The following is a 12239-nucleotide window of genomic DNA, read 5'->3' on the forward strand; positions in this document are numbered from 1 at the left end:
GAGCGGTGCCGCCGGCGTGGAGCGATGCGCGGCTTCGTTAGGTGCAACGATTCGTTAGGTGGCGGGTCGTGAACGCCGATCGCCCTCGGCCAGAATGCCGCGTGCGAGTTCGAGGCATGCCGCACAGATGGCGAGTGACGGCCACGCACTCGGGATCGGCACGTCGCGCCGCCCGCAGAACGAGCACCGCTTGGCGGTGCCGGCCGCCGACTCTCGGGTGGCGATCGAGGCGATACATGACTCACAGATGTAGACGCTGGGGCCGGCGATCAGCCGCCGACCTTCGGCGCTGGGCAGGCGGCAGACGCGACAGCAGGGGACGCGATGCGCGAAGCGACGGACCCGCTCAGTAGTGTTTGCCACAGACCCTCCTTTCCGAGAATGCATGTCGCCATCTAACGCTAGAGTTCAACTGCGGAGCGGCGGGGTTGGAGCCCTGGATGCTCGCGGGAGCCTGCACGACTCCATCAGCTGCAACGATTCGTTAGGCCGCGCCCCCGCGGCCTCAGCTCTCGTCGACCAGCTCCGCGATCAGTCCGTCACGGAACACGAAGGTTGAGCGCCCGGTCAGACGGAGCGTGTCGCCCGCCCGCAGCTCCGGGCCGAGGTCGGCCGCGAGCACGCCCTCGTACTCGACAGTAATCCACGCCCGCTCTCCCTCCGCTCGGTACCCGCGCACCGCCTGCCGCCGGCTGCGGAAGAGCGTGACGGCGCGCTCGGCCAGCGCGCGGAACTCCGCGCGGCCGTGTGCCTCCGCCGTCACCTCGCCGCCGGCAAGGTTCCGGAACTCCACCTCCGGGTGCAGGACCTCGAGCATGCCCGGGACGTTGAAGCCGTTGTACGCGGCCAGGTAGCGGTCGATCACCGCGCGGTGCGGGTCGGGCGGAGCCATGGCACCTCCTTGAATGTCTCTGCCGGCCTAACGCTGGAGTTCACCTGCGAAGGCGCGCACGTGATCTGTGCTGCCGGCGCGGAACGATGTGCGCCTTCGTCAGGTGCAACGATTCGTTAGCCGGCGGCTCAGTGATGTTGGCCCAACGACTTGCGCGGGTCCAGGCCGACGACGGTGACGCCGGCGCCCCGCGCGATGTCGATCGCGGTCACGACGTCCTGATACCTCGCCGCGCCGTCCCCGCGGACCGTGATCGTCTTGTCCGGACGCCCAGCGTACACCGCCCGCAGCCGAGCGCCGAGATCCCCGAACGTCAACGCTTGCTGGTTCAGAGCCAGCCGGCCGCCAGGCCCGACCTCCAGGACAATGGGCGTCCCCGGCCCGCCGGGCTGCTCCACCGGCAGCTGCACGTACGTCGCCCGCTGGCTCATGGGGACCATGAACATGAAGATGATCAGCAACACCATCAGCACATCGATCATCGGCGTCACGTTCGGCTCCGCCTGCATCGTCACCGCCCTCGATCCTAGCTCGCGCATACCGTCCCCCGGCGGGTGTCGCCCGGAGGCTACGCCGCGCTCGTGAGGCGCTCATGAACGCGAGATTGCGGGACGGTGAAGGCGCGATGACGTCTGGATGAGCGCGCCGGCGCTCGGCTGCCCCCGAGGCGCGTGTGAGCCGGCTAACGCTGGAGTTCAGCTGCGGAGCGGCGGGGCTGGAGCCGTGGACGCGGCTGGAGCGCTGCGCTGCTCCGTCAGCTGCAACGATTCGTTAGGCGGCGCCGCGCGGGCACCCGTCGGCTTCCGGCCTCCCCTGCGCCTCATTCTGTTCGGCCGCGAGGCCCGCGTCCACCGGCGGGTCGAACAGCCCCCGCTCCTCCTCGGTCGGTACTTGGAACGCGTCGCTCCACCGCAGGATGTCCGCTAGCTCCATGGGCGGGTCCTCCCGTCCCCGGCGCCGCACCCGCTCCAGGAGCACGTGCGGCGGCGCGGTGAGGTAGTGCAACTCCACGGTGGCGCCGAGCGCCCGGGCGCCGAGCCGGAGCGCGTCCCGCTCCGCGCGCCCCCACGTGCCCCACTCGATGACCACCGTGAGCCCCCGCGCGAGCAGGGTGCGAGCGAGATCCCACTGCAGCGCCTCGACCCTGGCGCGCGCCTGCTCGTCGTAGAGGTCCAGCGCGAGGGCCTCCATCCACTCGTCGGGGGCTAGCCGCACGGCCCCGAGGGCCGCCTCCAGCTGCCGGGCGCGCGTCGTCTTGCCCGATCCGGGCAGCCCACAGATGATGATCAGTCGCGCACCGCTACTGGGCGTGCTCATCGGAATAGGTGAGGCGAGGGCCGGACTCGGTACACCACGGAGGCCGATGCCGCCTAACGCCAGAGTTAAGCTGCGTGGCCGACGCGTGCCGGCATGATAGAGATCGCTCCGCTCGATGCAGACGGCGGGCGCTTCAACAGTTTGCGTGACGGGCCACGTCAGCTTCAACGATTCGTTAGGCGGCGATTCGGACGTCCGCCCCGTCAGCGCGGAGTGCGCCGCGCTTTGCGGAGCGTCACGAGCCCGAGGACTTCGAGCCCCAGGCAGACGCCGAGCCAGACGCCGTGCGCCGCATCACCGGCGAGGGCCGCGGGGAGGCCGGCGCGGGCCGCGACCGGGTAGAGGGCCGCGCCGAGGAGGCCACCGGCGAGGAGGGCGAAGGGCAGACGAGGACGAGGCTGAACGACCATCGTGAGTTCTCCGGAGGGGTAAGCCGCCTAACGCCAGAGTTAAGCTGCGGAGGCGCAGGGCTGGAGCTATGCTGCCGGGCCGGGACGATACGCGCCTCCGTCAGCTTCAACGATTCGTTAGCCAGCGGGTTGACGGACTATGCTTGCGGACGCGCTGGGTCGGCGTCACTCCGAGCCGATTCTCGCCACAGGTTGTTGGGGAGCAAGCGATTGATCTCGGCCAAGAAGCCCTCTCGGTACGCCGGCTTCGAGAACCGGAACGTCACTCGGTGACCGTCTCGCTCCCAGTCCTTGTCCTTGGTGCCACCCCAGCAGATCCGGTTGTTGCCTGTCTTCTGGCTGAACTGGCTGAGCGATCGCAAGCAGTTCACCAGCGCCGGGTCATCAGACTGAATCGTGATGCTATAGCGGTAGTCTGCGTGGTCGCCCATGGGAGGAAACGGGTTGCGATTCGAGGATGCGCGTCGCTGGCTAACGCTCGAGTTCAGCTGCCGGCGGATACAACCAATGCGAGCGAAGCGAGCTTCCATAGCCCGCCGGTCAGCTGCAACGATTCGTTCGGCCGCAGCCCGTCGAGTTCAACCTACTCGACCACCGGCCGCAGCCGACGCGGCGCTCCCGGATGCGCCACCCCACCGACCATAGCGCGTAACCGAGGCCCAGCGCCAGCGTGTCCACCACCACCCCAGCCACCGCGCCGAGCGCGTATGAGTCGTTGCCCGGCGCGAGCCGTCCGTCCGCCGCGGGCGGCCCGCTCCACCAGAGATAGCCCAGCATCACAACGCCCCCCGCCGCGAGCGCCAATAGCATGGCACCGAGCAGCAGCGAGAGGCACGCGGCCGCGCGGTGCAGCGGGGGCACGGGTTTTTGCCACGGCGATGCGTGAGAGATCAGTGGGCTGGACTGTGCCGGAGACAATGCGTGTATGCGGCCGAACGCTGGAGTTCACCTGCGGAGGCGCGAGCGTGAACCATGCGGCCGGCGCGGAGAGTTGCGCGCCTCCGTCAGGTGCAACGATTCGTTAGACACCGGCCTCGCTGGAGAGTCCCCACACCTCGCGGGCCCGTAGTCGGGCTTTCAGGATTGCGTGCACGGCGCCGAGGGAGGCCGCGCAGCAGAGTAGCCCGATGCCGCCCCCGGTGTCCCGAACATCGAGGCCGTTCGGCAGGAGCCACGCGCGGCGAAGCACGCCGCCGCGAGCCACAACCCGGGCCGCCCGATGCCGGGGACGGCGAGCGCGAGCCAGATCCACGTCAGCCCGAGACCGAACACTCCGCCCCAGAGGCTGATCCCGAGCAGGGCGAGCACCGCCATCGCGCCGAGCTGCCCCTGCCCGCCGGGCGACGGCGCGGCCCGGGCGACCCTGGCGGTGGTCACGGCGGTCCAGAGGAAGAGCGCCGCCCACGGGACCAGCAACCAGAGCACCGGCACCGGGCGGAGGGGACGCGAGTCGAGCGGCGAAGTCCAGGCCATGCTCTACAAAGGGGCGTGTCGGTGTCTAACGCCAGAGTTAAGCTGCAAACGCGCGAGCGTGATCTCTGCTACCACGAGGAGAGTCGCGCGCGTTTGTCAGCTTCAACGATTCGTTAGGGAGCGGGTGGATCCGGCCTGGCTGCCACGTCGTCGGCGCCACGCGCGGAGGGCGATTGCCACGACGCCGACGACGAGCAGGAAGCTGCCGCCGGCCATGCCGTAGAGCGCGAGGACGAACCGGCCCATCCCACATTGGCCATCCCGATCGCCCGGACCGCATGTATCGAAGCGGCCGATCGCCGCCATCGTCAGCGCGAATAGCACCGCGACCGCGAGCGTCGCCCTCAACTGCAGCGTTACGTTCTCAGCAAGGCGGCGCCGGAACCGGTCGATGGGCGAGGTCACTGTGAGTGTGGACGATGGGGGTCGCTCCCTAACGCCAGAGTTCAGCTGCGTGGCCGACGTATGCCGGCGCGACGGTGGTCGCTCCGCTTGATGGAGGCGGCCGGCGCAGCACAATCATGCGTGACGGGCCACGTCAGCTGCAACGATTCGTTGGGCAGCTGCTGGATTACGGATGCGTGATACCCGCCGCTTTGAGCGCCTGGTGGATCAGCGCGCGAGCCTCCGAGACTACCGCGCGCTCCTCGTCCGTGAGCGCATCAGGCCCCAGTCCGCGCAGGTCGTCGACGGCCTGGGCGAGGTCCAGCCAGGCATCGGTCAGCCCGCTGAACGCGAGGTACGCCGGCAGCAGTACCGCCAGCGGCTCGAGCGCGCGCCGCGCACACCAGCCGTCGACCAGGGCGCCGAGGAGTTCAGCGAGTCGGGACTCTGTCATGCCGAAGGGGGACGTAAAGCTGCCCAACGCTGGAGTTCAGCTGCGGAGCGGCAGGGCCGGAGCTCGGCAGCCGGCGCGGAGAGACGCGCCGCTCCGTCAGCTGCAACGACCTGTTGGTCAGCGGCGCACGGGCTCAGTCCAGCACCTCGACCGAAGCGTAGCGCCGCGTCCCCTTCTCGAACAGCCGGAGGTGCGTCCCAGGCTGAAGCCGCTCATGCGGAGCATGCGCCATCCAGAAGCTGACGCGGGCGACGGAGGGGTTTCCTTGCTCCGAGGGCGGGACTGCGAACCGACAGACCAAGCTCCAGCCGTCGGCCCCTGGTGGGTCATCGACGAACCACGCCGGATCGACCGTCTCGCGCACCGATGGCAGCCCGCGCGCGACGTATTCGGGTGTCCAGTGGATACGCGCTTGGTGCTCCCGTTCCATGCTGCCGGTGAGTGGGTCGTTTGCTGCCCAACGCCAGAGTTCAGCTGCGGAGGCGCGGGGCAGGAGCTGTGGACGCCGTCAGAGCCTTGCGCGCCTCCGCCAGCTGCAACGATTCGTTAGCCGGCGGCGCACCGTACCTCGCACGCCGGGCCGACGAATGCTGTGCCAGCGGCCACTACGGGAGCTCGAGGTCCACGCGGACGCTGTCTCGGACCTGCGGCGGCGTGGTCAGGGTGGAGATTCTGAATGGCACCGCGTCGACACGCGACTCGGCGAGCACGGCACCGCCGGACCCGATCGCCTGCACCGTGACGCAGAGCGTCATCGACCGGGGTGTGTTCAGCACCGTGGCGTAGCGTCCCGCGCTATCGGTTAGAACAATGCGTTCGCTGCGGTACGCATATCGCTCGCCGATTCCGCAGGCGCCAAACACCCACCCGGCGGCCTCTATCTCGACGCCAGCGCGCACAGCGCCCGAGGGGGCATGGACCTGGCCGTAGATCAGCGCCAGCGACGGGTACACGGTTGCCTCAGTGGGCGCATCGCCACACGCTGCCAGCGGCAACGCGAGCGCAAGCAGCCCGACATGCGCTGCGACGCTGCTCCGAGCGGAAAGAGAGGATGAAGGATGCGACATTCGTGTTGCTAGGACTGGAAGGCAGCTAAACTCGAGAGCGGAACTGGGCGGCCGGCTAACGCCAGAGTTAAGCTGCGAAGGCGCGAACGTGGTCTCTGCTGCCGGGTGGGAGCCGCGCGCGCCTTCGTCAGCTTCAACGATTCGTTAGACCGCGGGCCATTCCCGATCGCTCGTCCTAGGTCCGTGGCGCGATGCTTTGCCACCAGCTCACGCCGATGAAGGTGCCGCAGAGTACCGCCACGCCGACCACTCCGAACCAGTCCAGGCGCTGCCCATCCACGATAGTGAAGAGTGTCCCGACCGTTAGACCGAGCGGCAGCGCCGCGAGCACGCCGATCGCCACGCACCGCGCCCGGGACGCGCCGAGCGGCCGCATCAGGCCGAGGACCGCCCCCACTGCGAGACCTGAGACGAAGTAGACGGCGACCACGCCGAGGACCCGCCCGAGCGCCGGCGGCCCGAGGCGCAAGAGCACGATGCCGCCTCCGACGATCGAGTAGAGGGCCGCGTACAGGATTCCGCCGCCGATGCGCCATCGCAGGTCGGCGGTGAGTGAGCGCTGCGGCGGCGGATCAGCCATGAAGCGGCGAAGAATTATGTCGCGGTCTAACGCTAGAGTTCAGCTGCGGAGCCGCAGGGTTGGAGCCGGGCTGCCGGGTCGGGATGTTGCGCGGCTCCGCCAGCTGCAACGATTCGTTAGACGCCGGCGCGCCGAATCAGCGGCGCGATCGCGAACAGCAGCGCTAAGGCAATCACTGCCGCGGCGGCCCAGCGCCAACCGGAACGACGCAGACGCTTGCCCCTCGCGGAAAGTAGCGCCCCCGGCGGCGGCACGTAGTCCCGGCTCAATGGCGCCCACCAACGGCCGGCACGGATGTTCGCGTGGTCAGCGTCCGAGAACCCCGCGTTCGTGTCCGCCCGCGCAAACTGAACCACGGCCGCCAGCCCAGACACACCCGCAATAGCGGCGAGGATGCCGGCAAGGACGATAAGGATCGATCGAAAGCTCACTCAGCTACTTGGCAATGGTGGTTGTGCGTCTAACGCGGGAGTTCAGCTGCGGAGGCGCGGGGCTGGAGCTGTGAGTGCCGGGGAGCGGCGCGCGCCTCCGTCAGCTGCAACGATTCGTTAGCCGGCGGTGCCATTGGGCCACGGGTGCGCGGGCACCCGGCGGTTCCGCTGTCGCCACTCCTCGGCTAGCGCCGGCAGCTCCTCCACCGGCATGCCGTCCGGGACGGTCCGGAAGAACTCCAGAGCGTCCTCCTCGCCGAAGCCGGGCAGACAGAACGAGAACGAGGCCGTCTCCAGGTTCCCGAGAACCCGCGTCAGCTCGCGGTACATCGGATCATTGCGGTAGTCACCGGAGCCGGGCGAGTCAGACATATCGGTGTAATGACTGGTGTGTGTCCGGCTAACGCTGGAGTTCAGCTGCGAAGCCGCAGGCCTGGAGTCTTGGATGTCGCCGGAGAGCTGCGCGGCTTCGTCAGCTGCAACGATTCGTTCGGCAGCAGCACGCAGATGCGTGTCTACGGCGGCGGCACGTCGAGGTCGCGGCAGATCTTCCGCGCGAGGAAGTCGTCGACCTCGCGGTGCCGCGGTACCGTCGACGTCTTGCGCGCCGCCGGGTTCACGTAGACGGAATGGCTGCCGCCCTCGCGCAGGAGGCGGCAGCCCTGTGACTCCAAGTGCCGGATCAGGTCGACGCGCTTCACCGCGCCGTCGGCCTCACGCCGAGAGGCGGAGCGGCTCCCGGATGACCTCCGCGCCGGCCAGCTCCTCCTCGGCCAGCGCGCGGTTCGCCTCGATCACCAGCGCCACGGCCTCGCGTAGGTTCTCGCGCGCCTCCTCGAGGGTCGCCCCCTGCGTGTTCGCGCCGGGGAGTTCCTCGACGTAGGCCACGTACCCCTGGGGGCCGGGGCGGAAGACAGCGGTCAGTTCCAGCTGCATGGCGGGGCTCGGGAAGCGGTGGACTCTGAATCTACGTCGGAGGCCGGTGTGCTGCCGAACGCTGGAGTTCAGCTGCGAAGGCGCGGGGTTGGAGTTCTGCTGCCGGGTCGGGGCGACGCGCGCCTTCGTCAGCTGCAACGATTCGTTATGCAGCCAAGCGCTCAACTCGCCGGCCCGGCGGCCGCCGCCGGGCAGTTCTCGCGCAACATGGCCTCGCCCGTCCGGGGATTCGCCAGCGTGACATTCTCGAGCGCCTGGATACGCCACTGGCCATCCCGGCGCGTGATCACCGTGAGGATCAGCGTATCGATGTCGTGCGCGCCCGCCGGATGCGCCACACCCGTACGGAGCCGGCTCCAGAAATGGACGATCGCGGCGTCGGCGCTGATCGCGGTCGCCTCGATCAGCTCGTTCTCGAGCGCGGAGTCGCGGTAGATGGTCTCGTGGAGGGGCCGGCGGAGGGCCACGATCGCGTCGACGCCTAGCACGTAGTGGGCGAACCGGTTGACGAACGTCGCGTCCGCCTGGAAGAGGCGAGCGAAGGCCGACATGTCGTGCGCGTTCCAGGCGGACTGAAAGGCCGCTGGGACCTCCTCAGGTGAGTCGATCGCGCTCATGGGGCTCGGGCGGGTTGCATGCTTGAGGGTTTGCTGGAACGGGCCTACGGCGATCGAGCGTTGTTATGTCACCGCGGTTCACGCCGACAACGGCGCGGATGATCGTGCCTGCATAACGCTAGAGTTCAGCTGCGGAGCGGGCTGCGTGATCTTGGCTGCCGCGAGGAGCGGTGGCCCACTCCGTCAGCTGCAACGATTCGTTAGCCAGCGGCGCGTCACCCCGATTGTATGACCGTCGCGCCCTCGCCGCACGTCAGGCAGAGGAAGACGTAGACCATGCCGACGTCGCCGAACATGTATTGCTGGTCGTCCGAGAGGGCGTCGATCGCGTGCGGGTTCTTCGGGTCCTCATGCTCGATCGAGTCGATCTGCGCAAGGAACGACATCGGCTCGCTGCACCGGGCGCAGGCTGGCGTTTGGCCCCCGTGCTCCCACGTCGGCTTGCCGCCGAGCTTACTGCGCCGGCCCAGGGCGCGGCGGTCGACCGCACGCGTCCCCGGTGGGACGCGCTCGAACTGCATGCGATACTCGCGGAATTCGAATGCCATGAGGGAGTGTGCAATCGCTGGCTAACGCTAGAGTTCAGCTGCGAGCGCGCGGGGCTGGGGCTCTCGGTGCGGTTGGAGCGGTGCGCGCGCTCGTCAGCTGCAACGATTCGTTAGGCCACCGCTCATTTCTGTTCGAATTGCGCGAACGGCACTCGACCCGGCCCGCGCTCGTCCCGGAAGAGGCTTCCGGGCTCGGCGGACAAGAAGAGGTTGATCTTGTCCTCTCCGAGGATCGCCAGTTCGTCTATGTGCTGCTGGAAGTACTCGGCGGGGACTCAGAGGTGACGGAACCGCGCGGAGCCCGGCGCGGCCTCGCAGAGGATTTCGATCGTCTTCTCGGAGCGGATCGCGGCAGAGGGTATCTGGACCCACCAGGCGTTCTCCTTCGTCCATGACTCGTCCGGTGTGTACCACTTCGAGGTCACAACGTGACCCCTCGGGCCGGGACGCCTGGTGGCTAGCCAGCTGAGGGCCTGGGAGCGAATGGTCATGGACGCCGTAAGCCTCTACGTTGCGGGACGATCGCGATGGTGGCCTAACGCTTGAGTTCACCTGCGAAGCCGCGGGGCTGGGCCTGTGGATGCTCGCGGAGGCCCGCGCGGCTTCGTCAGGTGCAACGAAACGTTAGGCCGCGGGCTGCCGGGCGCGAGGACGCCTCACAACGCGACGACGGCAAGGTGCGGCGCCGCGAGCCACGGCGCCACCCGCGCCCCGCCCGACGCCCGCCCGGCGCGCCGCACCTCGCCCGGCGCGGCCGGCCGCCACTACCTGATGCCGCAGTCGCCGGTGCCGGCCGCGCCGCTCCCCTCGGGCCCCGGCCCCGCGGCGCGCCCGTCTCGGCGCCGCGCGCCCGCCCCGCGCGCTACCTGATGCCGGGCGCCGCCAGCCGCTCGCCCGCGCGCCCCGTGCACCTCACCACCTGATGCCTGGGCGCGCCACCTCGTCCGCGGCTCCGGCCGAGCACCCAACTCCCGCCGCGCACCCTGGCGGTGTCACCCGCACACGTGCGTGGCCTGAGTGCCTACGCGGCCTAACGCTGGAGTTCAGCTGCGAGGGCGCGCGGCTGGAGATGTGAGTGCGGCTGGAGAGATGCGCGCCATCGTCAGCTGCAACGATTCGTTAGCCCGCGGCTGGGCCGCGCCCGCATACCTACGTGCCCGGCGTGAGGAGTTCCCCGCCCCACGTGGCGGGGTCGACGTCGGCGACCGTCGCGGAGAACGTCCAGCGGTGCCCCCCGAGGTCCCGCGCGTGGTACTGGCGCTCGCCGAACGGGAACGTCGTTGGGGGCTGCAGGATCTCCGCGCCGGCCGCCGCCGCCCGGGCGCAGTGCGCGTCGGCGTCCTCCACGCGGACGAGCACCCCGTGCTGGCCCGACCCGCGGCGCCCGGTGCTTCGCGCGATTGGTCCGTGACCACGACCGCGCCGACGCCGGCGCCGGCGAGGAGCTGTACCCGGTGGTCGCCGATGCGCAGCCGCTCCACGAACCCGAACGCCCGGCACAGCCACGCCGCCGCCGCGGGCACGTCCGCGTACGCTAGTTCCGGCATCACGCCGACGTCGGGGATGGACCGATTTGCGCGCATGGATCGCTGAGGGCGAGGTGTGCGATGAAACGTCGGACTTCGTCGCGGGCTAACGCTGGAGTTCAGCTGCGAACGCGCAGGGCTGGCGTTGTGGGTGCGGCTGGGACGATGCGCGCGTTCGCCAGCTGCAACGATTCGTTAGGGAGCGGACTCTCGGACGACGGCTGGGGCACCGCGAGCGGCGAGTTCTCCCGGGACTGGCCGCGGAACGTTCTGACTCTCCGCTTCAGGTTGCGTCAATGGTAACGCCTGGCGGAGCCACCGGTTCGCAGCTTGGACCACTGAAGCAGGACACCGGCGGTCATGAGGATCACGTTGCTCTGCCAGGGCGAAACGAGCGCGAGATGCGAGTCTGCGTAGGACTGGGCGAGCCAGCGCACCACCACGACCGCGGGGAGGAAGATGAGCGCCCGGCCCGGTCTCAAGAGGTCAAGCAGGTAGGCCGGCAGTCCGAGCAAGAAGCCGATCGCAAGCCACGCCTCGTGGGGTCGACTCCAATCGAACCATCCGCTCAATGCGCCTCCCCAGAGCGTGTCGCAGAGTGCCAACGCCCACCCGGCCCAAAATGCCGCGCGTTCGCCGACGCTAGTGTTCATTGGAGGATGCGCACACGATGAGCGGATGACACGCTGCGGCGGAGATGAGAAGCCGCCCGCACCAGCGCAACCTCCCGCTGTCCGGGGACAGGCCCTGCCCAACCGATCTCGTACTCCGGCGCTATCCCTCGGAGAATGTGTGTCGCTCCCTAACGCTAGAGTTCAGCTGCAAGGCCGCAGGGTTGGAGCCATGCGCCGGTGAGGAACACTGCGCGGCCTTGTCAGCTGCAACGACTCGTTAGGTGGCCGCGCGTTAGGCCCTCAGGCCGGCAGCGGCGTGACATGCTGCGCCACCCATTCGGCCAGCCCCTCGCGCGACAGCTCGCCGGCCGCCAGGGCGAGCATCGTCGCCTCCGCCTCGTCGACGCTCGCCGCCAACTCGTACCCGTTCAACATCAGGAACGTCTCCAACGCCGCGTGCGCCACGCGCTTGTTCCCGTCGACGAACGCGTGGTTCAGCGCGAGCGAGTAGCCGAGCGCCGCCGCCTTCGCCGCCAGCGTCGCGTAGAGATCCGCGCCGTCGAACGTCGCGCGCGGCTGCGCCACCGCCGACTCCAGCGCGCCCAAATCCCGCAGCCCCGCCGCGCCGCCCGCCTGCTCGACCACCAGCCGGTGGAGCTCGATCACCTCGGCGAGGCTCAGGTACCGCACCGCGGCCCTCGCCTCAGGCGAGGCGCCGGTACAGCTCCCGGTTCTTCTCGAGCACCCGCCCCGCCGCCGCCTGGAAATCCGCCTCCCGCTGCGCGAGCAGGTCGCGCAGCGCCGCGGCGGCCAGGTCCTCGGCGCTCACGTTTAGCCGCGCGGCCACGGCGGCCAACTGGGCTTCGAGGGCGGGGGTCAGCTCGACAGAGAGGCGCATAGGTGGAATCTGTCCGGGGACCCGGGCGCCGGGTAGGGCGCCTGCCCAGGCCACCTAACGCCGGAGTTCAGCTGCGGAGGCGCAGGCGGAGC

At 69.4% G+C, this 12239-nt stretch carries 21 protein-coding genes; 1 reads left to right on the top strand and 20 read right to left on the bottom strand.

What is annotated here, in order from left to right; genetic code table 11:
• Positions 1-54: 54 nt before the first annotated feature.
• From J421_RS34845 to J421_RS26685, 16 genes are all read right to left on the bottom strand, one after another.
• Entirely contained in the window at positions 55-387 is a 333-nt protein-coding gene (locus J421_RS34845) for a ClpX C4-type zinc finger protein (RefSeq protein WP_104023320.1), read from the bottom strand.
• Positions 388-505: 118 nt separating this feature from the next.
• Positions 506-892: a nuclear transport factor 2 family protein gene (locus J421_RS26605; RefSeq protein WP_025414163.1), complete on the bottom strand. Its 387-nt coding sequence runs from the start codon at positions 890-892 to the stop codon at positions 506-508.
• Between the two features lie 128 nt (positions 893-1020).
• A complete protein-coding gene (locus tag J421_RS26610; RefSeq protein ID WP_025414164.1) occupies positions 1021-1401 on the bottom strand; it encodes an ExbD/TolR family protein in 381 nt (126 codons plus the stop codon).
• A 262-nt stretch (positions 1402-1663) separates the two neighbouring features.
• On the bottom strand, positions 1664-2209 hold the full coding sequence (locus J421_RS26615) for a P-loop nucleotide/nucleoside kinase family protein (protein WP_025414165.1): 546 nt from the start codon (positions 2207-2209) through the stop codon (positions 1664-1666).
• Between the two features lie 950 nt (positions 2210-3159).
• The gene (locus tag J421_RS26625) at positions 3160-3480 is read right to left on the bottom strand and encodes a hypothetical protein (protein ID WP_025414167.1); all 321 of its coding nucleotides are present in this window, start codon (positions 3478-3480) and stop codon (positions 3160-3162) included.
• Between the two features lie 216 nt (positions 3481-3696).
• Positions 3697-4092: a hypothetical protein gene (locus tag J421_RS26630; RefSeq protein ID WP_148306559.1), complete on the bottom strand. Its 396-nt coding sequence runs from the start codon at positions 4090-4092 to the stop codon at positions 3697-3699.
• 102 nt (positions 4093-4194) lie between these two features.
• Complete coding sequence (locus J421_RS26635; protein ID WP_025414169.1) at positions 4195-4497, bottom strand: hypothetical protein; 303 nt, start codon at positions 4495-4497, stop codon at positions 4195-4197.
• Positions 4498-4663: 166 nt separating this feature from the next.
• Entirely contained in the window at positions 4664-4930 is a 267-nt protein-coding gene (locus J421_RS26640) for a hypothetical protein (protein WP_025414170.1), read from the bottom strand.
• A gap of 605 nt (positions 4931-5535) precedes the next feature.
• Positions 5536-5883 carry a hypothetical protein gene (locus tag J421_RS26650; protein ID WP_025414172.1) on the bottom strand — a complete coding sequence of 116 codons (348 nt, stop codon included), beginning with the start codon at positions 5881-5883 and terminating at the stop codon, positions 5536-5538.
• Positions 5884-6172: 289 nt separating this feature from the next.
• Entirely contained in the window at positions 6173-6577 is a 405-nt protein-coding gene (locus tag J421_RS26655; protein WP_025414173.1) for a hypothetical protein, read from the bottom strand.
• Between the two features lie 116 nt (positions 6578-6693).
• Positions 6694-7008, bottom strand: coding sequence for a hypothetical protein (locus J421_RS26660; RefSeq protein WP_025414174.1), 315 nt, complete (start codon positions 7006-7008; stop codon positions 6694-6696).
• Between the two features lie 117 nt (positions 7009-7125).
• A complete protein-coding gene (locus J421_RS26665; RefSeq protein WP_148306560.1) occupies positions 7126-7380 on the bottom strand; it encodes a hypothetical protein in 255 nt (84 codons plus the stop codon).
• Between the two features lie 143 nt (positions 7381-7523).
• Positions 7524-7709 carry a type II toxin-antitoxin system HicA family toxin gene (locus J421_RS26670; RefSeq protein ID WP_025414176.1) on the bottom strand — a complete coding sequence of 62 codons (186 nt, stop codon included), beginning with the start codon at positions 7707-7709 and terminating at the stop codon, positions 7524-7526.
• Between the two features lie 13 nt (positions 7710-7722).
• Positions 7723-7944, bottom strand: coding sequence for a type II toxin-antitoxin system HicB family antitoxin (locus J421_RS26675; protein WP_025414177.1), 222 nt, complete (start codon positions 7942-7944; stop codon positions 7723-7725).
• A 161-nt stretch (positions 7945-8105) separates the two neighbouring features.
• Positions 8106-8561 (bottom strand): SgcJ/EcaC family oxidoreductase, encoded by a 456-nt coding sequence (locus J421_RS26680; RefSeq protein WP_025414178.1) that lies wholly within the window; start codon positions 8559-8561, stop codon positions 8106-8108.
• A gap of 215 nt (positions 8562-8776) precedes the next feature.
• On the bottom strand, positions 8777-9109 hold the full coding sequence (locus tag J421_RS26685) for a DUF1963 domain-containing protein (RefSeq protein WP_025414179.1): 333 nt from the start codon (positions 9107-9109) through the stop codon (positions 8777-8779).
• Positions 9110-9189: 80 nt separating this feature from the next.
• On the opposite strand from J421_RS26685, the gene J421_RS32330 reads away from it, so the two are divergent.
• Positions 9190-9504 carry a hypothetical protein gene (locus J421_RS32330; RefSeq protein WP_148306561.1) on the top strand — a complete coding sequence of 105 codons (315 nt, stop codon included), beginning with the start codon at positions 9190-9192 and terminating at the stop codon, positions 9502-9504.
• A 754-nt stretch (positions 9505-10258) separates the two neighbouring features.
• Here J421_RS32330 and J421_RS26695 read toward each other — a convergent pair.
• The 4 genes from J421_RS26695 to J421_RS26710 all read right to left on the bottom strand — a co-directional run bounded on the left by J421_RS26695 (position 10259) and on the right by J421_RS26710 (position 12096).
• Positions 10259-10615 (bottom strand): VOC family protein, encoded by a 357-nt coding sequence (locus J421_RS26695; protein WP_312845244.1) that lies wholly within the window; start codon positions 10613-10615, stop codon positions 10259-10261.
• A 313-nt stretch (positions 10616-10928) separates the two neighbouring features.
• Positions 10929-11288: a hypothetical protein gene (locus tag J421_RS26700; RefSeq protein WP_025414181.1), complete on the bottom strand. Its 360-nt coding sequence runs from the start codon at positions 11286-11288 to the stop codon at positions 10929-10931.
• Between the two features lie 261 nt (positions 11289-11549).
• The gene (locus J421_RS26705) at positions 11550-11939 is read right to left on the bottom strand and encodes a type II toxin-antitoxin system death-on-curing family toxin (protein ID WP_025414182.1); all 390 of its coding nucleotides are present in this window, start codon (positions 11937-11939) and stop codon (positions 11550-11552) included.
• A gap of 13 nt (positions 11940-11952) precedes the next feature.
• Positions 11953-12096 (bottom strand): DNA-binding protein, encoded by a 144-nt coding sequence (locus J421_RS26710; RefSeq protein ID WP_148306562.1) that lies wholly within the window; start codon positions 12094-12096, stop codon positions 11953-11955.
• Positions 12097-12239 lie beyond the last annotated feature (143 nt).

This window comes from Gemmatirosa kalamazoonensis (genome assembly GCF_000522985.1).
GTDB classification, from domain to species: domain Bacteria; phylum Gemmatimonadota; class Gemmatimonadetes; order Gemmatimonadales; family Gemmatimonadaceae; genus Gemmatirosa; species Gemmatirosa kalamazoonensis.

Coding starts and splice junctions, on each gene's coding strand:
- J421_RS34845 (WP_104023320.1), bottom strand. CDS start 387: ATGCATTCTCGGAAAGGAGGGTCTGTGGCAAACACTACTGAGCGGGTC.
- J421_RS26605 (WP_025414163.1), bottom strand. CDS start 892: ATGGCTCCGCCCGACCCGCACCGCGCGGTGATCGACCGCTACCTGGCC.
- J421_RS26610 (WP_025414164.1), bottom strand. CDS start 1,401: ATGCAGGCGGAGCCGAACGTGACGCCGATGATCGATGTGCTGATGGTG.
- J421_RS26615 (WP_025414165.1), bottom strand. CDS start 2,209: ATGAGCACGCCCAGTAGCGGTGCGCGACTGATCATCATCTGTGGGCTG.
- J421_RS26630 (WP_148306559.1), bottom strand. CDS start 4,092: ATGGCCTGGACTTCGCCGCTCGACTCGCGTCCCCTCCGCCCGGTGCCG.
- J421_RS26640 (WP_025414170.1), bottom strand. CDS start 4,930: ATGACAGAGTCCCGACTCGCTGAACTCCTCGGCGCCCTGGTCGACGGC.
- J421_RS26655 (WP_025414173.1), bottom strand. CDS start 6,577: ATGGCTGATCCGCCGCCGCAGCGCTCACTCACCGCCGACCTGCGATGG.
- J421_RS26665 (WP_148306560.1), bottom strand. CDS start 7,380: ATGTCTGACTCGCCCGGCTCCGGTGACTACCGCAATGATCCGATGTAC.
- J421_RS26675 (WP_025414177.1), bottom strand. CDS start 7,944: ATGCAGCTGGAACTGACCGCTGTCTTCCGCCCCGGCCCCCAGGGGTAC.
- J421_RS26680 (WP_025414178.1), bottom strand. CDS start 8,561: ATGAGCGCGATCGACTCACCTGAGGAGGTCCCAGCGGCCTTTCAGTCC.
- J421_RS26685 (WP_025414179.1), bottom strand. CDS start 9,109: ATGGCATTCGAATTCCGCGAGTATCGCATGCAGTTCGAGCGCGTCCCA.
- J421_RS26700 (WP_025414181.1), bottom strand. CDS start 11,288: ATGAACACTAGCGTCGGCGAACGCGCGGCATTTTGGGCCGGGTGGGCG.